The organism is Paenibacillus daejeonensis DSM 15491, from assembly GCF_000378385.1.
In the GTDB taxonomy this organism is placed as follows: domain Bacteria; phylum Bacillota; class Bacilli; order Paenibacillales; family Paenibacillaceae; genus Paenibacillus_D; species Paenibacillus_D daejeonensis.
In genome coordinates this window covers 292,956-314,474 of record NZ_KB899661.1, presented here as the reverse complement: position 1 = coordinate 314,474, position 21,519 = coordinate 292,956, and the positions used below count along the sequence as shown (strand labels likewise).

Genomic DNA, 21,519 nt, shown 5'->3' with positions numbered 1-21,519 from the left:
TTGTAAAGCTATAATCATGCTGCTGTACCCCAGGGAGAGGCAGATACGGGTGCGGGTGCGGGGCTACGATTTTTGATCATTGGGAGCATTTTTTCCGCTAAACTGTCCGAATGGTGCATGAAATTAAGAATAGGGCTTCTATTTTCCGCTATTCGCTGCAAATGCCAAGGTAACCAATGGTTAGTTAGTCAATAACGGAACATATGCGCCACAAATCCGTTAGATCCACCTATATGCAGCGAATAACGGAACATATGCACCATATCCATTCACCCTAGCGATTCACCATATCTACCCCACCCCCAAAAGAACCTTGTCAAAGCATACAAAATGTTTCGGTTTGATACGTACCCTCCGCTCTGGGCCGCTGCTATAGTGAAAGAGAGGCAAGGCTGCCAGATTACTTGGTAGCGCTTGCAAATATGAAAGCGGAAAGGTGAAGGGATATGGGGGAAGCATCAAAGGGGATATCACTTCTGCTGGCGGTTTTGTTAACGGTCAGCTCGTTCACATTCTCCTGGAGCACGCCGAGGGCAGCAGCAGAGCCAGTGCCAAGCGCGGCAAACGGGGGATTCGAGCACGATTTCTGGCAGGACGGCTCCTGGACTGTGGAGACACAGAATTGGAATCAGGTGGACGTGCAATATTATGCATACGCTGAAGACAGTTACATCACGCCATACGAAGGCGCGCATGCCTTCAAGTATTGGATCAATGACCAAGCGGCAGCCGCGCAGAGCATTACGGTGAAGCAGACTATTCCGGCATTGGCCGCAGGTACCTATGCGCTCACGGTCGGCTCGATGGGCGGATCAGGCGGCGAGGCAGGACGGGTAGAGCTGTTTGCGGGCGGCGATAAGCAGGAACCTGTCGCCACGACGGGCTATAATGCGTGGGGACAGGTTCGGTATACCTTCGAGCTGACAGAGGATACAACGAATCTGGAGATTGGTGCTGTCATCCACGGTAGTCCGGGGGCGTGGGGCTATCTCGACGGGTTCACGCTACAGCCAGCGGGCCAACAGACGAGTCCCGTTGATGCTGACATCTTCGTGAAGAAGGTTGAGGGGTTGACACCGGACTTTATCCGTGGGGTCGACATCTCCAGCGTGATTGCGTTGGAGGAGAGCGGCGTGCGCTTCTACAACGACGAGGGCAATGAGCAGGACATGTTCACAACCTTCAGCGAAGCGGGGGTCAATTATGTACGGGTCCGCATATGGAATGATCCGTATGATTCCGGGGGCAATGGGTATGGAGGCGGCAACAACGACCTGGATACGGCCATTGCTATTGGAGAACGAGCGACAGCGAACGGGATGAAGCTGCTCGTGAATTTCCATTACTCTGATTTCTGGGCCGATCCGGCCAAGCAGAAAGCGCCGAAGGCGTGGGCAGGCCTGGGCTTCGAGGAGAAGAAGCAAGCGCTCTATGACTATACCAAGACGAGTCTGCAAGCGATGGTGGACGCTGGCATCGATATCGGCATGGTGCAGGTCGGCAACGAAACCAATGGTCAGATGGCTGGTGAGAATAACTGGACCCGAATGAGCGAGCTGTTCAATGCAGGCAGCCGCGCGGTCCGGGAGATCGACCCGGACATTCTGGTCGCCCTGCATTTCACCAATCCGGAGGCGTCAGGCCGTTATGCGAATTATGCGCAGACGCTCCAGGCCAACAACGTCGACTATGACGTCTTTGCCAGCTCGTATTATCCGTTCTGGCATGGAACCCTTAGCAATCTGACCGCGGTACTGAAGCAGGTGGCGGATACCTACGGCAAGAAGGTCATGGTCGCCGAGACTTCCTACACGTATACGCGGGAGGACGGTGACGGCCATGGCAATACGGCACCGGGCGGTTCAGGCCAGGCCATCAATTACCCGGTAACGGTGCAAGGGCAGGCGCATGCCCTGCGCGACGTCTTCGAAGCGGTCGCAAAGATTGGCGAGGCGGGGATCGGCGCTTTCTATTGGGAGCCAGCCTGGCTGCCGGTAGGACCAAGCGAGAACCTGGAGCAGAATAAGACGATTTGGGAGCGATATGGCTCGGGCTGGGCCTCCAGCTACGCTGCGGAGTACGATCCGCATGATGCGGGGGAGTGGTACGGCGGCAGCGCGGTTGACAACCAGGCGCTGTTCGACTTCCAGGGCCATCCTCTGTCCTCCATTAATGTCTTCAAATACATTGATACGGGTGCAGTCGCGCCAATAGCCATCGATGAGATCAAGGACATCGCGGTCGATGCGATTGCCGGGGAGACCATTTCGCTGCCTGCAACCGTGAGTGTTACCTACAATGATGGGAGTACAGACGCCACAGCAGTGACATGGGATGAGTCCGCATTGGAGCAGGCCATTCAGCGCGGACCGGGCACTTATACCATCCAAGGGCGCGTAGCGGCCGGGAACAGTGTCCGTGCGGTGCTCACAATTAAGAAAGAAAACCATGTGCACAACGGCAGTTTCGAGAGTAGCGACCGGAGCATGTGGAAGATCACCTATGGGGAAGGAAGCTCCCCGCATACGACTTACCAGAACAAGGCATCGGATGCCCGCACGGGCAACTACGCGCTTCACTTTTATTCTGCTGCGGGGGTAGATTTCCAGGTCGAGCAGACAATCACCGGACTGAAGCCGGGATACTACAACCTGTCGATGGCTATCCAGGGTGGGGATGCAGCCAATGCAGATATGCGTCTCTATGCCGTCACAGGCGGCAAGGAAATCGATACTGCTACCAGTGTGCGGGGCTGGGTGCAGTGGAGTACCCCGTCCATTGAAGACATCCTGGTCACCGATGGCACGCTTACGATCGGTGCACGAATGAAGGCGGGTGGCGGTGCCTGGGGAACAATTGACGATTTCTATGTCAGTCTTGACCGAGCGTACACCGCGAATCCGCCGGGAGAGAATCCAGGTGATCCTGGCGCTCCCGTCCATCCTGGAACACCCGTGATACCGGTCACTCCTCCGCCAACCGAGCAAATTCCGGATGAGACGGAGGAGGAGGATCCGCCAATTAGCAACCCAGAGACACAGCTGCCACCGGCTTTCGGGGCTTATATGCAAGGCTATCCGGATGGAACATTCCGTCCAGATCAGGCGGTGTCGCGTGCGGAGTTCGCAGCGATCCTGTCCCGAATCGGCGCAGCTGCCGCTGCTATACATGAGCGAGCGAATTATATTGACAGCTCAGCATTTGGCTGGGCAGCCGAGGCAATCGGTGCTGTAACTGACGCGGGATTAATGAGCGGCTACCCGGATGGTTCCTTTGCTCCTTCGCAGGGCATTACACGTGCCGAGGCCGCGCAGATTCTTGTCCATTGGAAGAGTCTGCAGGGCGAAGCGCCGAACGTATTTACGGATACTGCAGGTCATTGGGCCGAGAAGAGCATTGCTCTTGTGCGGCAAGCGGGGTATATGAGAGGTCTGCCGGATGGCAGCTTCCGTCCAAGCCAGGCTCTTACCCGTGCTGAAATGGTCACGCTCATCAACCGGGTGATGGGACTTGAGCCGGCGGACGGCTCCAGCGAGTCGTCTTGGTCTGATGTCGCATCCAGCCATTGGGCTTTCACACACATTCAGACGGCAACCAGCAGCAAGTAACTTGAATTCTGCCTTCAGCGCCATGCACACGTGGCGCTGGAGGTCTTTTTGCGATGTTCTGAAAAAAAGTTAACCTCCAAAAAAAGGTAAGGTCCCCTGTATACTGGTGTTAAGCGGAGGAGTTAACCCCTTAAATAAAGTTAATGTGCAAGCGTTATCTCGAAATGATATTATATGGGAACCTTTGCAGCAGCAGGTTGCTTACGGCTGTAAAGGGTACGATGACCGAAAAACTTGTGGACAGGAGGCTGAATGTCATGAGGATGAACTGGTATTATCGAATGATGCTCTCGTACACGCCGATCTTTTTCATCGTCATATCTTCCGTTATCTTTGTCCTGTTTTCAACCTTGAACCATCAATCAGAAAATCGGTACATCGAAACGAACAAAGCAATTGTAAGCCAGATGATGCAGAATACCGAAGCCAATCTGCAGCTCATCGAACGCAATGCTGTGAGTGCGCTGATCACAGACCGCGTGCTGCGGGATTTTTTTTCGGACCATCCCAAAGAAATATACGACTACTACACGATTCAAAAAAAACTACTGGAATTAAAGACGACCTTCCCTTTCGTTGCTTCAATCTATCTCTATAACGAAGACAATCACATGGTGCTGGCTGATTCTAATGGCTACGATCTAGAAGCTTTTGCTGACCGGGAGTTTTTAATGGGGGCCCTGGATACGTCAACACAATCAGAATGGACGGGACCGCGGGAGTATACGTTGTCCACCATTGACCGCAACCGCCAGATGGTGGTGTCCTTGGCCAAAACGTATCCGTTTTCAACGCAGCAAAAAGGCACGATCGTCATTAATATTTATGTCAGCTCCATGATTGAATATTTGAACCAATACAATCAGGAAAATCGAGGCAAGGTTCATATCTTGGATGCGAATCAGCAGCCGTTCCAACCCAGAGATGCCGACTTGTCCAATACTCCGCTGCGAGCGGTGTCGAGCTATACCGGGTGGACGTATTATGTCGATCGTGTCAATGCCTCCGGGTATTCAGCGCTGTCCCTGCTCTCCAATGTGTGGATTATCCTGGTGCTTGTCATTATTGTGCTGGCCCTGGTCTGGTTTACGATTATAACGCATGTGCACTACAAGCCGATTCAGACGCTGGTGGAGAAAGTCAATACATTTGCAGCCAAGAAAAGCGGTGCCTTGGGCCTCAAAGGACCCAACAATGAGTTCAAGCTCATCGAATCGGCCATTGATCAGTTGCTCAAAAAATCCGTTGATTACGATACGCTGCATGCTGCCGATACACAGCATCGTAAGCGTATTCTCTTGCAGGAGTTACTGGAGGGGCATCGGACCGTAAGCGACCTGCAATGGAAGGAGCAAGCTGACCAGTTGGGATTGCCGACGACCTATGCACGTCTTGGCGTAGTAACAATTGAGATTGACCGTTATGCCGCATTTACAGAGGCTTACAAGCCGACGGACCAGCGGCTGTTGAAATATATTGTCGAAAGTGCATTTCGTGAACATGCGCAGAATCGCGGGATTGCGCTGTGCAATGCCTGGACCAAGCCGCATCAGATGGCTTTTCTACTCTTCCTGGACGAATCGGCGGAAACGTATGCCCAGACCTTATTTGACCTTAGTGAGGAATACCGGGAGTGGATTAGTAACAATCTGCAGCTGACGGTCTCCGTCGGAATCGGCGCCATCTCCGATGAGATGGATGCCATTGCCCTCTCTTATCGTAATGCGGAGGCTAATGTTTCGTACAAAGCCGTCTTCGGTACCAATACCGTCATCGATAATCGGATGGCTGCAGCCAAGTCGGGGGAGGAGGAATACGTGACGTACAATGCTCTGCCGGAGCTCGCCCATCTGCTGCGCAAGGGCGATGGCCAATGGCGTGAGCGACTGGCGGACATGATCCAGCGGTTGCATCAGCGGAGAATTGCCAAGACGGACCTGACCGCACTTGTTACCGGAATCATTCAGCACCTGGAGAAGGATATAGCAACTCAGTCGACAGAGTTGAAGTCCGTCTGGCAGGAGGCATACAAAGAGCAGTTCCTGACGATTATGGAGGAAGTCGAGACGCTGGAGGAGCTACATCTGGAATTGGAGGCTGTTCTGGATAAGCTGGCAGGCGAATTCGAACGCTTGCGGGAGCGCTGCAGCAACCACTCCGTTGCGATGCAGATGAAGGAGAAGATTGATGCCAGTTATGCTGATCCGGGACTGTCTCTGCAGAGTGTGAGCGATGAATTTGGCATCCCTGCCAGTCACGCAAGTGTGCTCTTTAAGAAGGAGACGGGAGAGAAATTTATTGATTATATGTTGAAGGTTCGCCTGGAGCACGGTCGCCGTATGCTGCTGGAGTCCGATGAGCCGGTACAAGCGATTGCTGAGAAGGTAGGCTATTCGCATGTATTGTCCTTCCATCGGGCGTTCAAGAAGCTATTTGGATTCCCGCCTGGCGAGTACCGGGCGATTCACCGTACGCAACGTTGATTCCTACAAATCTGCTGGTGGACAGCAGATTTTTTTATGGGCGTTAAGTCTGAAAAAAAGGTAAAGGCCCTTGGAAAGCCCGCATAAAGGCAGGCGTTAACCATCAAATTCCTGTCAATATGCGAGGGCTTTCACCGATGGTACATTTACATACGTCAGACCGGCTGAGACAACATTGCAACGGAAAGAGGGGAGACGATGGCAACAACTACAAACCCGAAGACTCGGCGGGCACCACGATGGCAGGTGAAATCCCTTGTTCGCGACTGGCAACTGTACTCCTTGCTGGTGCTCCCTATGATCTACTTCTTGCTCTTTAAATATGGACCGATGTTTGGCGTAGTCATTGCATTCAAGGACTACAACATTTTTCAGGGCGTGCTAGCGAGTCCCTGGATCGGCTTCGACACCTTCAAAGAAGTGTTTCAGATGAACGGGTTCTACCGAGCGCTGCGCAATACGCTGCTGCTCAACCTGCTGGATCTGCTCATTAGTTTCCCGATGCCGATCATCCTGGCTATCCTGCTCAATGAACTACGGATCAAGTGGTTCAAAAAAGGGGCCCAGATGGTGCTGTACCTTCCGCACTTCATCTCGTGGATTATCATTGGCGGGATGGCCATTCAGCTGCTGGCCACCAATACAGGCATCGTCAATAATGTGCTGAAATCGTTCAGTCTCCAGGCGATTCCCTTCTTGACCGAGCCCTTCTACTGGGTCGCCACTTATCTTGGTATTGGCGTCTGGCAGAGCGCCGGCTGGGGCACGATAATCTATCTGGCTGCCTTAACGGGCATCAACAAGGATCTATATGAGGCGGCAGAGGTGGACGGAGCGAACCGGCTGCGCAAGATGTGGCATATTACGCTGCCGGGTATCAAGCCGACCATCATTATTCTTCTGATTATCAATATTGGCCATATGGCGAGCATTGGCTTTGACCGGCCTTTTGTCCTTAGTAATCCGCTGGTCACCAACGTATCCGAGGTTATCAGTACGTATGTATACAAGATTGGTATCCAGTCGGCCCGTTATACGATTGCGACGGCAATCGGCTTGTTCCAGGCTGTGGTGGGTTTGATCTTCCTGCTGTCTGCCGATTATATCTCTCGCAAAGTGAATGACCAAGGAATCTGGTAAGGAGGCGATTCACCTATGAAAAGCAACGCTCACGCGGCATCCCGGGCTAAAGGGAACAGCAGGGTGATGGATATCCTCATCGTCGTTCTGATTTCAATCGCCAGCTTGCTGTGTCTGCTACCGATGGTTCATATTCTGGCTTTGTCCATGAGCGGGAACAGCGCCATCATGGCAGGCAGAGTCACGCTGTTCCCGCTGGAGATCGATTTTACGGCTTACAAAACGGTGTTCGGCAATCCGCAGATGATTCAATCGCTGGGCTTCACGATTATGCTGGTCGCGCTGTTTACGGTCATCTCCATGACGATGACGATTATGGCGGCCTACCCGCTCACCAAGAAGCACTTGAGAGGGCGCGATGTCTTTCTGTTCGTCATCGTCCTGACGATGTTCTTTAGCGGCGGCATGATTCCCGAATATCTGTTGATTCGTAATCTGAATCTGTTGGATACGGTCTGGGCGCTGATTTTGCCCGGAGCGGTCAATGCCTTTTATCTACTCATTATCAAAACCTTCTTCTCTTCGATTCCCGTGGAGTTGGAGGAGTCTGCCCGGATGGATGGCGCAGGGCAATATCGTGTCTTGTTCAGTGTCGTTCTGCCGCTGTCGTTGCCGGTCCTGGCGACGCTCAGTCTGTTCTACGCCGTAGGACGATGGAACGGATTCATGGATGCGCTGCTCTACATTACCAAGCCGGAGCTGTACCCGCTCCAACTGCGGTTATACGAAATGGTTGTGAATAGCCAAGTCAACAGTATGTTGGAAGGCCTCAGTACGGCGCCTCCGGTGCCCGAGAGCTTGAAGGCGGCTTCGATAATGTTCGCTACGGTGCCGATTCTGTTGGTATATCCTTGGCTGCAGCGCTATTTTGTGTCTGGTATGATGATTGGCGCGGTCAAAGGCTAATGGCGCTGAAGTGGCGCCCGATTGAGGTAGTCGCTGCTGCCGGGGAGACCTGGTGGACGTTGCTATATAGTGTATATTAATGACTAGAAGGAGAGGGTCTCATTGAAATGGTTAACTGGTCCATGGTCCACGCGTACGATGGCTGTTCTGGTGGCCGCTGCCCTGATTGCCGGTTGCAGCAGCAACAACGGAGGCAGTGGGGGAGAAGGTACGGGAACTGAAGGCAATACAGGAACGACAGGCAATAATGCCGCACCGATTACGCTTCGGGTCGAATTGTTCGACCGCAACAACACGCCGGCCGGTGCGCCGCCGATTACAGATAACTTCATGACCCAATATGTACAAGAGAACTTCGGCGATCCGAACAACATCAAGGTCGAATTCGTCGCTGTCCCACGTACCCAGGAAGTCGAAAAGCTGAATGTGCTAATGGCTGCGAATCAAGCCCCTGACCTCGTGTACACGTACGACAAGCCTACGGTGGAGAAGTATGTGAAGGACGGGGGACTGACCGATCTTGGTCCACTGATCGAGCAATACGGTCAGAACTTGAAGGAAGTTCTGGGTGAAGAGGTTATGGCCTATGGTGTGTTCGATGAGAAGCAATATGCCATCCCGGCGCGTCGTGTCCTGCTCCCGCAGAGTACAACGATGATCCGCAAGGATTGGCTGGATGAGCTGGGCTTGCCAGTCCCAACGACAACCGAAGAGTTCCACAATGCATTGAAGGCATTCAAAGAACAGAAGCCTGGCAAGTCAGGCGACAATGTGATCCCGTACAGCAATATTGACCCGTTCCATCTGAAACCGCTTCAATACTCGCTTCTGGATTGGAACAATATTACCGACGAAGATTTCTTCGCTGTGCCCGAGTGGCTGCTGCCAGGCAACAAGGAAGGCTTCCGCTACATCAATCAACTATACAATGAAGGGTTGCTCGACCCGGATTTCCCGCTTACCATGAACAAGGATCCCCAGAAATTCCAAAAGGATCTGATCAATGGATGGGTAGGAGCGGGTACAACCAACACCAATGAGCCTGTCTACCAAGGCTACTTGGCTGAGGTGTACAAAGCGGACCCTGAGGCAGAGCTGGTTCCGATTGACCCGTTCAATACACCGGACGGCAAATATCCCAAAGCGCTCTACTCGCCGAACGGACTGTATATCTTCGTACCGAAAGCCAGTAAAAACGCAGAGGCCGTCATCAAATATCTGGATTGGATGGCGCAGCCAGAGAACGTCATCGCGCTGCAGAACGGGATTGAAGGCGAGACGTACGAGATGCAGGACGGCGTACCGGTAGTATTGGACAACGATCTGGCCAGACAGACGCTTTATAATTATCCGGACTACGCCATTATCCTGAATGGCAAGTTCGTTAGCGCCACCGATGAGAGTCTGAATATTGCTGCGAATGCGTCCGAACCGAACCATAAGGACTTCACCATCGAGAGTATTGAAAAAGGCGGCAGGGACGGGGTACTGCCCGTGCGCACCAGCACGCCGATCGAATCCGAGATGAAGTATGCAGGAACGCTGAAGGAGAAGCATGATGAGATCTTCGTCAAGGTTATCACGGCCAAGCCGGAAGATTTCGACCGGATTTACGACAGCGAAGTTCAAGATTACATGAATATCGGCGGACAAGAAGTGATGGATGAGAAGCTGCAAATCTATGCCGCTGAATACAAATAAAAAGCATTAGTAACGCTCGCCCCCTGCCTATGGCAGACGGGGCGAACGTTTTTTGCGTTGCAGGCTGGAGCAGGCATCCTAAGTAAAATTTCTTTCGTTGCAGCACCCGTATGCGCCTCGCCAGCGTCTCTAAGTAAAGTTTCTTTCGTTGCAGCTCCCGTATGCGCCCCGTCAGCGTCTCTAAGTAAAGTTTCTTTCGTTGCGGCTCGCGAATGCGCCCCACAAGCGTCTCCAAGTAAAGTTTCTTTCGTTGCAGCTCGCGAATGCGTCTCGCCAGCGTCTCCAAGTAAAGTTTCTTTCGTTGCAGCACCCGTATGCGCCCTGCCAGCCTCCAATAAGGAGAGCGTGGCAAGCATTAGCGGCATCGGCGTACTTTGGTACCGGGCATAGGGGGGCACGCTCCATAAGTGATTCCAGCAAACGAGCCATCCTCTAAGAGGACTGAGTAAGAATGGTCGAGATGAGGAAATAGGTAAGCATACCTGCAAAGAAAATCAGTGCGTATTTCAGCTTTTTCATGATTACCCTCCTTTCCATACAGTCGGTCTTCCATTGTGTTCGGAAGGGCTTGGTTGTCTGGTGTTCATCACCTGCCGCTTCCTTGATTTTCCTAATTATATCATACCGTTGGTGTCCTGTTTTTTAGGCTACTAATCAGAAAAAAATGGTATAATTGGAGAACGACGATCAGAAAGGATCGATACCATGCTCGGAAGAGTTAAACAGATGTTTGAGGACAATCAGGCGCGCGAGATTCGGCGGCTGGGACAGGTGGCAGATCGAATCGAGGCTTATGCTCAAGACCTATCGGTGCTTCAGGCTGGAGAACTGCGAGCGAAGAGTGAAGGATTTCGTGGGCAACTCCAAAATGGCGCCTCACTTACATCCTTGATCCCCGAGGCCTTTGCCGTTGTCCGCGAAGCAGCCCATCGAGTGTTGGGAGAACGGCATTTTCGTGTGCAGCTGATGGGCGGGGTTGCGTTAGCCGAGGGACATATTGCGGAGATGCAGACCGGCGAGGGCAAGACGTTGACTGGCACGCTGCCGGTGTATCTGCATGCGCTGACAGGCAAGGGCGTGCATGTCGCTACTGTGAATGATTATCTGGCCCAGCGCGATTGCGGAATGATGGGAGACATTTTCCGTTATCTTGGTCTCTCTGCGGGCTGTGTTGTCAAAGGGATGAGCCGCGAGGAGCGGCGTCTGGCCTATGCCTGCGATATTACGTATGGCACATCGAGCGAGTTCGGGTTTGATTATTTGCATGATCACTTGGCGGTGCTCGATGAGATGACGGTCCAGCGACCGCTCTACTATGCACTCATTGACGAGGTGGATTCCATTCTGATCGATGAGGTGCGGACCCCGCTTATCATATCTGGCCGTGCCCGGCAGAGCACGGAGCATTATTTCCGCGCCAATCTGTTCGCCGCTACCCTGCGGGCAGAGTCGGGATTTAACGTAGATCCGCATCTGAACGCGATTGTACTGACCGAGACCAGCGTACGCCATGCGGAGGAGTACTTTGGCATTGATAATCTGTTCTCGGAGGATCATGTTCTGATTAATCATCATATTAATCAAGCGCTGCGAGCCCATCATATGTTGCGCCGGGACGTAGATTATGTGGTCAAGAACGAGGAGATTGTCCTGGTGGATGAGCATACTGGGCGGCTGATGGACGGACGGCGTTACAGTGACGGGCTGCATCAGGCGATTGAAGCGAAGGAAGGTCTCCAACTGCATGCAGAGAGCATGACCCATGCGGCGATTACCTTGCAGCATTATTTCCGAATGTATCCACGGATCGCTGGCATGACCGGTACGGCACGTACGGATGCAGACGAATTCCGCAGAGTATACGGCTTGCAGGTCGTGACGCTCCCTACCCACCGGCCAAACATTCGTCGTGACCTGCCAGATGTCATCTTCAAGACGGAGGCGGCCAAGTACGGCGCGGTAACGGAGGAAGTGGCGAAGCGGCATACGGCGGGTCAACCCGTGTTGGTCGGAACAGTCTCTATTGCGAAATCGCAACGGCTCTCCACTCTGCTGACGGATAAGGGTATTCCCCACCGCGTTCTCAACGCTCATGCGCATCAGCAGGAAGCGGAGATTATTCGGGAGGCCGGGCAGCGGAGTGCGGTGACCATAGCGACGAATATGGCGGGACGGGGTACAGATATCCGGTTGGGTGAGGACGTGGCGGAGCTCGGTGGTCTGCATGTGATCGGTACGGAGCGCCACGACAGCAGGCGGATCGACAATCAGCTCCGGGGCCGGGCAGGTCGGCAGGGTGATCCCGGATCGAGTCAATTCTTCTTGTCGCTGGAGGATCAGCTGATGCAGCGATTTGACTCGGCTGCAATGAAGGCCAAGCTGGAGAAGCAAGGCTATGACGAGCAGGCCCCACTGGAAGGCCTTCTTATTACCCGCAGCATTGAGACGGCTCAGAATATCGTCGAAGGCATTCAGTTCGAGGCTTTGACGCGGGTCATGCAATTCGATGAGGTGCTGGACCGTCAGCGCAAGCGGATCTATCGCGACCGGGAGGATATCTTGCGTGGGGGGGATACCAGAGCAATCATGAAGGCAATGATTGACTCGGTCCTGAAGCAGGCGTTGGTCCTTTATTGCCCGGAAGCGGCTATTCCTGAGCATTGGGAGCTGGACAAGCTGGTATCTTACGCAGAACAAAAGGTTCTGGATCCAGCAATGGTGACACGGGAGGAGCTAGTGGGCAAGTCAGTGGAAGAGCTGACCGAGGTGTTAGCCGCGAAGGCCATGTCTCTCTACGAACGCAGGGAAACGATTCTTGGTGCTGAGGCATGTCGGAGCTTTGAGCGCTTCACCCTGATTCGGATGGCGGATCAGTACTGGCAGGAGCATCTTCGGGATATGGAGCAGCTCCGGGAGGGGATTCACCTGAGGGTGTATTCGGGACAAGATCCACTCCAGGAATATGAGAGCGAAGGCCATAATCTGTTCAAGCGCATGGTAGCCTCGATTGAAGAGGAGAGCGTGCGGGCTATTTTAAAAATCGCAATTGTAGAGAGGAACACGACCGATGCCCAAGCCCCGGATTCTGATTGGCAGTCCAATCAGGCAGACCCCGACCATTCTCAAGCTGTTTCTTGACTCGCTGCGGGGGCTGGAACAGCCGGAGCACGAGATCGATTATATGTTTTTTGATGATAATACGGATCCGGCCTCCTCAGAGCTCCTAGCTCAGTTCTCAAGAAAGACGGGACGAACACGCGTCATTCGAGAAGCTAACCCGGTGAATGAAGGTCAACAAGGGGAAGGCGCCCATCAGTGGCGGGAGGCTACCGTATGGAAAGTCGCGGCGATGAAGGATCGGATTCTCTCAATGGGCCGGACAGAGAGCTACACCCACGTGTTCTTGGCAGACTCGGACCTGCTGTTCCATCCGGCTACGTTATCCCAACTGCTGCAAGCCGATCGAGATATTGTCTGCACGGTCTACTGGACCAGCTGGCAGCCGGGCACGCTGGCTATGCCGCAGGTATGGGTGCATGGGGAATACGAGCATGATCCGCTCATGCGTCAATTAGAGTTGTCTGAAGAGGACAAGTTGTTGGCTGCGGAGCGATTTTTTGCTCAGCTAAGAAGTCCTGGTCTGTACAGTGTTGGCGGCTTGGGAGCCTGTACTCTCATTTCTCGCAGTGCGATTGAGCGAGGGGTCAATTTCCGTGAGATTCCTAACCTCACCTATTGGGGAGAGGATCGCCATTTTTGCGTACGTGCGGCGGCACTGGGCATCGGCCTTTTTGTCGAAACGACCTATCCGGCTTACCATATCTACCGGGAGGAGGACCTCGCAGGAGCAGCTGAGTATAGGGCAGTTCCGCAACAACCGAAGCAAAGGTTGACGGTGCCGGCAGATGCCCATAGCAGGGGTGAAGCGATGCTCGCCTATGGCTATGAAAGAGCAGCGATGGAGCAATGGCTCAGAAGCTGGGAAGCGCGGGAGGGGGAGCCTCTGCAGCAAGTGAAGGTCGTCTTGGCGCTGGATGCGTACTATGGAAGACAAGGGGATGTCGGGCGGGGCAGGACGTTGCTGCTAGATGCCCTTGAAGAGCTTCGCTATGCTGAGCTGTACTGCCGGCTGGGCTCCAAATGCATGGACAGCGGCAACTGGCAGGAGGCAGCTTCATGGTTCCGCGCTGCCGTTGGGACGCCAAGGCCCGAAGACTGGGAGCATTCATCGGATGTGAGCTCCTGGACGTGGAAGCCCTATATTCAGTTGTGTGTGTGCTCTGTCCAATTGGGTGAAACCGAGCGGGCGTTGGAATATAATGAACGCGGCTTGGCCTTGGAACCGACGCATCCGACGATGCTGTCCAACCGTCAGGCACTGCTCTCGATGTTGGGGAAACAGAGCTCAACCACAGCATGATCAGAGAATTGCAAAAAGGACCTCAGACACCAACAATTAGTTGGGATCTGAGGTCCTTTTGACTGTCTATTGGCGTGAAAGGCTGAAATCCAACTATGGAAGGATGCGGACCTCGTCCTCTACCCATTCCATGAGGCGGGGTTGATCGTCGAGGATCGAGTAGTAGTGTGCCAGCGAGCCGAACTGGCCTTCCGGATCGAGCTTCATATAGCGTTGAAACTTGCTTATCCGGTGCAGCGGGTCGGACCATCCCATATGCTTCACTCGAAGGTCGGACAGGCCGTTGGGCAATCCAAAAATATTGTCGGGGTACCTGCCGCAATGCTGCGCCGTTTCCTTCCACCGATAGTTGAATTCGGACTGGTATCGGAGCAGCAAGGGGCGGTAAATTACGTGCGCATGCCACAGCTGATCCTCCCGGTAGGCGGTCCGATTCCAGAAATCGTAGAGCCGGAAGCTGTAGAGGTCGGTGTGGTTTTGGTCCATGAGTGTATGAAGGTCAAGGGCAAAACGGTCCTCAAACCACTCATCCGCATCAAGGTTCAAAATCCAGTCGGGTGACGTAGCGATGGTCTCTTGCCACTGCAGCTTGCGCAGCAGGATTTCATTCTGGAACAAAGGCACCGGATTCCGGACCAGCTTGACGGGCAAGGGATGCAGGAGCTCCACGCACAAGTCAGGGGTATGGTCGGTGCTGGCATCGTCAATTATGACCGCAGCATCGATATAGGCCCGGTGCCGAGTCAGCGCCTCGATCAGGTAACGGTCCGCTTCATTGCGGACCACCATGGACAGCGTTACATGTGGGCGAGCTTGGGGCATGGGCTCAGCCTCCCGAAGACTGCAGGCGCTGCTTGAGATAAGCCCGGTTATCCGTGATCCGCCGATCGTCGGTAAGGTAAGTACCTGCCTGCTCGTTGGCTTCATAGGCCAGGGCATATTCACCCAGCCGGTCATAGCACACGCACAGTTGAAGGTAGGGCAGCCATGTCCAGCAGGCATGGATCAAGAGAGCTTGGCTGTCAGTGGGCATAGTCAGCTGTGTAGCCGCCGTATACCAATGGACTGCCTCAGAGTAACGTTGCTCCAACAAAAATGACTGCCCTAGCCGACAGCAGTTTTCCGCTCGGGGCAGGGCGTAAGCGAAGGATTGCAGGGCCTTAAGTCGTGCCTGGTCCAAGCGATTCAGCTGGATATAACACTCAGAAGCTTTGCCGCAGGCTCCGATTCGATCCTCGATCCATACGTCTGACATCGTCAGCAGGTGCTCATACTGCTCGGCTGCCTCTTCCCAACGGCCATGATCGTAGAGCTCATTGGCGTAATAATACACATCGCGTGCACCGAACCGGTCGCCTTGACGGAGCCGTGTCTCATAGAGATCCAGGTTACGTGTTGTGGCTTCATGGACACGATTATGCGTGACAGCTATATCGCTCGCAAGCATGCTGCCGTGAACCTCCAGGTATTCATGAACCCAGCCAATCCATTGAAATCCCTTGCTGCGACGGACAAGACGATTGCGCCTGATGCTGCTCGCCACGTTGCCTTGCGAATCATGATGCAGATGGTAAGCCATGGAGACCGCGTCGGTAGGGTAGGGGAGCGCATGAATAAGCTCATGTAGCCGCTCCCGGTCCTCCGGCAAGAAAATATCATCGGCATCCAGCCACAGAATGTATTCCTGGGTTGCCTGCTGGAAGGCATAATTGCGTGCCATCGAGAAATCATGGACCCATTCGAAGTCAAAGATTCGGGCGTTGAATTGCGCGGCAATCGCCTTGGTGCGATCCGTAGAGCCAGTATCCACGATAATAATCTCATCCATAAGGTCCGCCACGCTAGAGAGGCAGTTCGCTAGCGTGGCTTCCTCGTTTTTGACGATCAAGCACAGGCTGACAGTAACTGGACGGGTCTCCTGCATCAGCAGCGTCATCACATCCCCGCCCCACTTGTCCGTAGCCGCCTGCCGATTCGTCGCCAGTCGTTCTCCGAACCAAGACGGGTTCTCAGGAAACAAAGAGGGAGGCGCCGTGTACGTAACGACAGCGTTGTGCGCGATACATAGCTCGTAGCCGCCTCTTAAGGCCCGTAAACAAAAATCATCATCTTCGTAAGATTCCAGAACAAATCGTTCATCAAACCCGCCGAGGGCGTGAAAGCTCTCTTTGCGTACCATCATCAGGAAGCTGAGGAGGCGCCAGGTACGGCTGACCGTACCGTTCCGGGAGAGAAACGCTTGCCGCTGGTCCGCGGGTAAGTGAAGAATGGCCTTCACGGGAACCTCCGTCTGTTGCGGCCCGCTGATGCCATGACTGAGCGGGCCGGCTACTGCCGCCAAGGGATGCTCGTCGAGGCCATGGGACAGCGCTTCAAGCCAGCCGTCGGAAACAGTCACGTGATCGCGCAGGAAGACGATTCGCTCGCCATGGGCGGCAGCGGCCCCCAGGTTGTAGCCCGTAGCCACCCCGACCAGGGAGGGGGTGGCGATGACTTGTATGCTGGGATCGGTGTAACGGGCAATGACCTGAGTGATCTCCTCTTGATTGCCATCATTGATAATAAGCCATTCGGTAGGTTTAGACGTATGCTGTTTCAGGGCAGTCAGACAAGCGTCCAGCAATTCGGCATGCTGGGCTAGAATTACGATGCTGAAGGTAGACATGGTCAGCTCCCTGTCCTTAGTTGAGTTTAAAGATAGTGATGGATGCACCGTCTCCGGTGCTATGTTCTACCGAGCCGTTATAGCCATATAACTGCAATTCAATGGTATCGCCGGCATTCAGCTGAACAATAAATCCATTTGAGAAAGAGCCGCGACCTGCAGTTCCGATGATTTGACTCTGTAGGAGTCCGGTTCCGTTAATTGCAACTTGAGTATTGAGAGCTGGGTGAGGGGTCACAAGGTTGATATCATATTGCACGAAATAATGCCCGGATTGAGATACCGTGAAGGTTGTTGAATTAGTAAGTGTAATATGCGGACTATTATAGCTAATGCCATCGAAAGAGATACTTATCCCGAAGTTGAATACGGGTGATATGCCGCCACTTTTGCTGGCAAAAGCATACTGGCTTACTGCTCCAGGGCCCGTAGCGCCTGTAGCTCCTGTGTTGCCTCTAGGTCCGGTCACACCAGTGACACCGGTAGCGCCAGTGGCTCCAGTAGCTCCCGTTACGCCGGTTACACCAGTGACACCGGTAGCTCCTGTGGCACCTGTAACTCCAGGCGAACCAGTCGCCCCAGTAGCACCAGTAGCGCCGGTCACACCCGATGGCCCTGTGGCACCAGTTGCGCCCGTAGCCCCAGTCACACCCTGCTCACCCGTAGCGCCCGTCGCACCCGTGGCTCCGGTGACCCCCGGCGTCCCAGTGGCGCCAGTCACGCCGGTGGCTCCGGTCACGCCTTGCTCGCCAGTAGCACCCGTTGCCCCAGTGGCTCCGGTCACGCCTTGCTCGCCAGTAGCACCCGTCGCCCCGGTGGCTCCGGTCACGCCTTGCTCACCGGTAGCGCCCGTCGCACCTGTAGCTCCGGTGACACCCGGCGTCCCAGTAGCACCCGTCGCACCTGTAGCTCCGGTGACACCTTGCTCGCCAGTAGCCCCGGTCGCTCCAGTGGCCCCAGTTACGCCTTGCTCACCAGTAGCGCCTGTTGCCCCGGTGGCTCCGGTCACGCCATCATCGCCCGTTGCACCAGTGGGCCCGACAGCGCCAGGTTGTCCAGGTGCACCGGTAGCGCCGGTTGGTCCAACAGCACCTGGTAACCCAGGCGCTCCAGTGGCCCCAGTTATACCGGGTTGCCCTGAGAAACCCGGTGCTCCCGTGGCTCCGGTGACACCCTGTTGACCAGTTGCCCCGGTAGCCCCCGTCGCACCAGTGGCCCCAGTAGCACCCGTAGCGCCCGTAGCTCCTGTTTCACCTGGCTTAGCCAGCTCCAGTAATTTGGCCTGGATGGCATCCAGCTCAATAGCTTGATTGGTCCTCTCAATGTATTGGGCTTGTCCGTTTTCTGCAACAATAGAGACCGCTTGTCCAACACGAAGCAGATCCACACCGATGGCCTGCGAGGCTTGGTCATAAATAAAGGTCTGATCAGAGAGGCTGAATGTAAAGGTTCGACCGCCGGACGCGACAGCCAGTTGATTGGCGCTTACCGCCTGTATGACACCGTAATGGACGCGGTCTGTTACTTTGTTGTCCTGAATCAGAAGATAGGGCAGGGTTTCATTCAGCATTTTGACCATTTGCGCGCGGGTCACGCTGTCTTGGGGTTTAAACTGGCCGTCGGGGAATCCGTTAATAATATTTAAGGCAGAAGCAAGATTGACGGCATCAGCATAATCAGCGGATACTTTTGCCTTGTCTGAGAATGAAGCGGGTACCACGGAAAGTGTCTGCAGGCCATTGGTATGTAGAATGGTGCGTACAATGAGCTCAGCGGCCCATTCACGGGTAGCGGCTTGGCGCCCCCAACTGATTCCGTCAGGAGACACAAGCTCGGCTTGTCGAATCAGCCCAAGATCGAGTGCAAGTCGGATATAAGGCTGAGCCCAAGCATCGGCGGGAAGACCACTAGCTCCTGCAGATAGCCCCTGATCAGCATTCAGCAGTCGAAGTATCATCACCAGCGATTCTTGGTGCGTTACGTTCGCTTGGGGTTCAAACCTGTCATTGCCTCTCCCTTGAACAACCTCAAGAAGACTCATTTGGGTGATTTGTTTCTCAGCCCAAGGCACGCTGTGCAAGTCCGTAAACAGATCTTTGGCGGTAGCGGCCGCGTTCGCGGCGTTTGACAAAATGAGGGTGAAACTAAGTCCTGTCATGATCGCGCGTCTTTTATCCTTCATCCTTACACTCTCCTGATCTCTTCGAATAGTAAACCTTCATAGCAGAAAATTGGCATGTTGAAATTAGTATAAAATATGTCACTGAACATTTACTGAACACAGTCCCAATATATGGATGTTTGAAAGAGGGAGGATATTAAGCACTGGTGTTTCAAGAACAATATGGTATATTGAAGCTATTCTACTTTGGGAAGAGACGGAGATTACGCATGCTAAGGAAGCGAATCGTAGCATTTTTCCTCACAGTCATGTTGACTTGCCTGGTCATTGTTCTGACGATGCCGCAAGTGCTGTCCCAGGTTAAGCTCGGGCTGGATCTGAAGGGCGGATTCGAAATTCTATATGAGGCGCATCCGGTGGCGGAGGGGAGTGCTATCACGCAAGATGCCCTGCGCCAGACCGCAAGAAGCCTGGAGGAACGCGTCGATGCGCTGGGGACCTCGGAGCCTGAAATCTGGACAGAGGGCGATAATCGCATCCGGGTACGGCTGGCTGGTGTGGACAACGAAGCCAAGGTACGAGAGCTCCTGAAGAAGCCGGCGGAGTTAACGGTTCTGGGACCAGATGGGACCGTGGAGCTGCAGGGGACGGACTTCAAAGAAAGCGGCGCCGTCGTCGTCCGGGTCGAAGGCTTCCGTCCAGCAATTCAAGTTGAAGTCAAGGACAAGGCCGTGCTCGAGGAGCTGTCGGCCCGCTTGCTGCATCAGACGATTTCCTTTACGCTGGACGACCGTGTGCTGACCAGTCCGGTGGTGCTGGCAGTTATGGACAATGGTATCATGCAGATTACCGGGGATTTTCCTTATGAGGAAGCTTCAGAGATCGCGGATATTATTAACATGGGGGCGCTGCCGCTCAAGCTGACCGAGAAATACAATCAATCCGTCGGCGCCTCGCTGGGTAGCCAGTCGTTGGAGCAGACTCTGTGGGCAGGCGGTGTGGGATCAGTCTTAATCCTGCTGTTCATGCTTATCGTCTACCGGCTCCCCGGTCTGGTAGCTAGTTTTACGCTCATCACTTACAGCTGGCTGCTCATGCTCTGCTTCAACTGGGTGCAGGCGACGATGACGCTCCCGGGGATCGCTGCTTTTGTGCTGGGGATTGGGATGGCAGTGGATGCCAATATCATTACCTATGAGCGGCTCAAAGAGGAGCTGCGGTCCGGCAAAAGTCTGCTGTCTTCGGTCAGAGAAGGCGCGAAGCATTCCTCGCGTTCCATTCTGGATGCCAACGTCACCACACTGGTGGCTGGCCTTGTTATGTTTATGCTGGGTTCAGGAGCCATCAAGGGCTTTGCTGTTACCCTAATCTTGAGCATCGTCTTAAGCGTCCTGACCAATGTGTATCTGTCCCAATGGCTGCTGCGGTTGTTGGTCAGTTCCGGCCTGGTTCAGCAGACGCGATGGTTTGGAGCAAATCTGGGCTCAAAAAGCGTTGCAAATGCGTCGGAAAGGGCAGCGCTTACCTTTGATTTTGTTCGCAGAACGCGTGTTATCTTCTGGGCATCCCTGGTCATCGCAGCGCTTGGCATTGGGAGTCTTGCTGTGCAGGGTCTCAATTACGGGGTAGATTTTAAGGCAGGCACGTCACTCGATCTGTTGGTGCCGGGGGGCGTGGCACAGTCGGAGGCGGAGCACATTGTAGGGAGCGCAGGCTATGAACCGTCCGTGTTGACAGTTGGGGGCGAGGGCGGTGATCGGGTGTCCCTTCGTTTTGATCGTGTATTGGACCCGGAGTCGGGAGACGCTGATCTTCTGCGGGAGGCTTTTGCCTCCAGCTTGGGACAAGGCGTCAGTGTAGAGGCCAATACGGTGGACCCGGAGATGGCACGCGAGTTTGCCCGCAAGGCCGTCATGGCTGTGATGATCTCCAGTCTGGGTATTCTATTCTATGTGTGGGTGCGCTTTGATCGGCGTTTTGCGGCTGCGGCAATTGTGACGCTGGTTCACGATGTATTCGTCGTGGTGGCCTTGTTCTCTCTGTTGCAGCTGGAGGTGAATCTACCGTTCATTGCCGCGCTGCTCACCATTATTGGCTACTCCATTAATGATACAGTGGTCATTTTTGACCGGATTCGTGAGAATTTGCAGAGCGCCACGATTAGAACCCGCGACGACCTGCGCGTGCTCGTCAATGCGAGTCTGAACCAAACCCTTCTCCGTTCACTCAATACGATCCTGTGTGTTTTGTTTGCTTGTGTTGCCATTCTGTTGTGGGGAAGCGAATCGATTCGTCTATTTTCTCTCGCAATGACCGTTGGCCTGCTTGCAGGAATGTACTCGTCCATCTATATCGCCAGTCAGCTCTGGCTCTTCCTGACAGCTCGTAAGTTGCGAAGCGAAGGGTACTCCGGTATCGGCAAACAGGAGCATTATCAGATGCGGCCGCTAGAGAGGGCCTATGAAGATTAGGTA

At 54.1% G+C, this 21,519-nt stretch carries 11 protein-coding genes; 8 read left to right on the top strand and 3 right to left on the bottom strand.

Annotation, left to right across the window (positions count from 1 at the left end; translation table 11 throughout):
- Positions 1-446: 446 nt before the first annotated feature.
- The 7 genes from F556_RS0112480 to F556_RS36230 all read left to right on the top strand — a co-directional run bounded on the left by F556_RS0112480 (position 447) and on the right by F556_RS36230 (position 14,258).
- Complete coding sequence (locus F556_RS0112480; protein WP_020617295.1) at positions 447-3,608, top strand: glycosyl hydrolase 53 family protein; 3,162 nt, start codon at positions 447-449, stop codon at positions 3,606-3,608.
- A 257-nt stretch (positions 3,609-3,865) separates the two neighbouring features.
- Positions 3,866-6,091 carry a helix-turn-helix domain-containing protein gene (locus F556_RS39065; protein WP_020617294.1) on the top strand — a complete coding sequence of 742 codons (2,226 nt, stop codon included), beginning with the start codon at positions 3,866-3,868 and terminating at the stop codon, positions 6,089-6,091.
- Positions 6,092-6,289: 198 nt separating this feature from the next.
- On the top strand, positions 6,290-7,231 hold the full coding sequence (locus tag F556_RS0112470; RefSeq protein WP_020617293.1) for an ABC transporter permease: 942 nt from the start codon (positions 6,290-6,292) through the stop codon (positions 7,229-7,231).
- A 15-nt stretch (positions 7,232-7,246) separates the two neighbouring features.
- Complete coding sequence (locus F556_RS0112465; RefSeq protein ID WP_020617292.1) at positions 7,247-8,137, top strand: carbohydrate ABC transporter permease; 891 nt, start codon at positions 7,247-7,249, stop codon at positions 8,135-8,137.
- Positions 8,138-8,239: 102 nt separating this feature from the next.
- Entirely contained in the window at positions 8,240-9,838 is a 1,599-nt protein-coding gene (locus F556_RS0112460; RefSeq protein WP_020617291.1) for an extracellular solute-binding protein, read from the top strand.
- 726 nt (positions 9,839-10,564) lie between these two features.
- Positions 10,565-12,976: a preprotein translocase subunit SecA gene (gene secA, locus F556_RS0112445; protein ID WP_020617290.1), complete on the top strand. Its 2,412-nt coding sequence runs from the start codon at positions 10,565-10,567 to the stop codon at positions 12,974-12,976.
- Positions 12,906-14,258, top strand: a complete 1,353-nt coding sequence (locus F556_RS36230) for a glycosyltransferase family protein (protein ID WP_020617289.1) — start codon at positions 12,906-12,908, stop codon at positions 14,256-14,258. The genes secA and F556_RS36230 overlap by 71 nt, the downstream gene beginning before the upstream one ends.
- 93 nt (positions 14,259-14,351) lie before the next feature.
- Here F556_RS36230 and F556_RS33855 read toward each other — a convergent pair whose 3' ends face one another.
- From F556_RS33855 to F556_RS39060, 3 genes are read right to left on the bottom strand one after another with little or no spacing between them, the layout of a single operon-like run.
- A complete protein-coding gene (locus F556_RS33855; RefSeq protein WP_020617288.1) occupies positions 14,352-15,080 on the bottom strand; it encodes a glycosyltransferase in 729 nt (242 codons plus the stop codon).
- A gap of 4 nt (positions 15,081-15,084) precedes the next feature.
- Positions 15,085-16,923 (bottom strand): glycosyltransferase, encoded by a 1,839-nt coding sequence (locus F556_RS37095; protein WP_020617287.1) that lies wholly within the window; start codon positions 16,921-16,923, stop codon positions 15,085-15,087.
- A gap of 16 nt (positions 16,924-16,939) precedes the next feature.
- Positions 16,940-19,105, bottom strand: coding sequence for an S-layer homology domain-containing protein (locus F556_RS39060; protein WP_020617286.1), 2,166 nt, complete (start codon positions 19,103-19,105; stop codon positions 16,940-16,942).
- Positions 19,106-19,353: 248 nt separating this feature from the next.
- Between F556_RS39060 and F556_RS0112420 the strand changes: the two genes are divergently transcribed.
- Positions 19,354-21,516, top strand: coding sequence for a protein translocase subunit SecDF (locus tag F556_RS0112420; protein WP_020617285.1), 2,163 nt, complete (start codon positions 19,354-19,356; stop codon positions 21,514-21,516).
- The last annotated feature ends 3 nt before the right edge of the window (positions 21,517-21,519 follow it).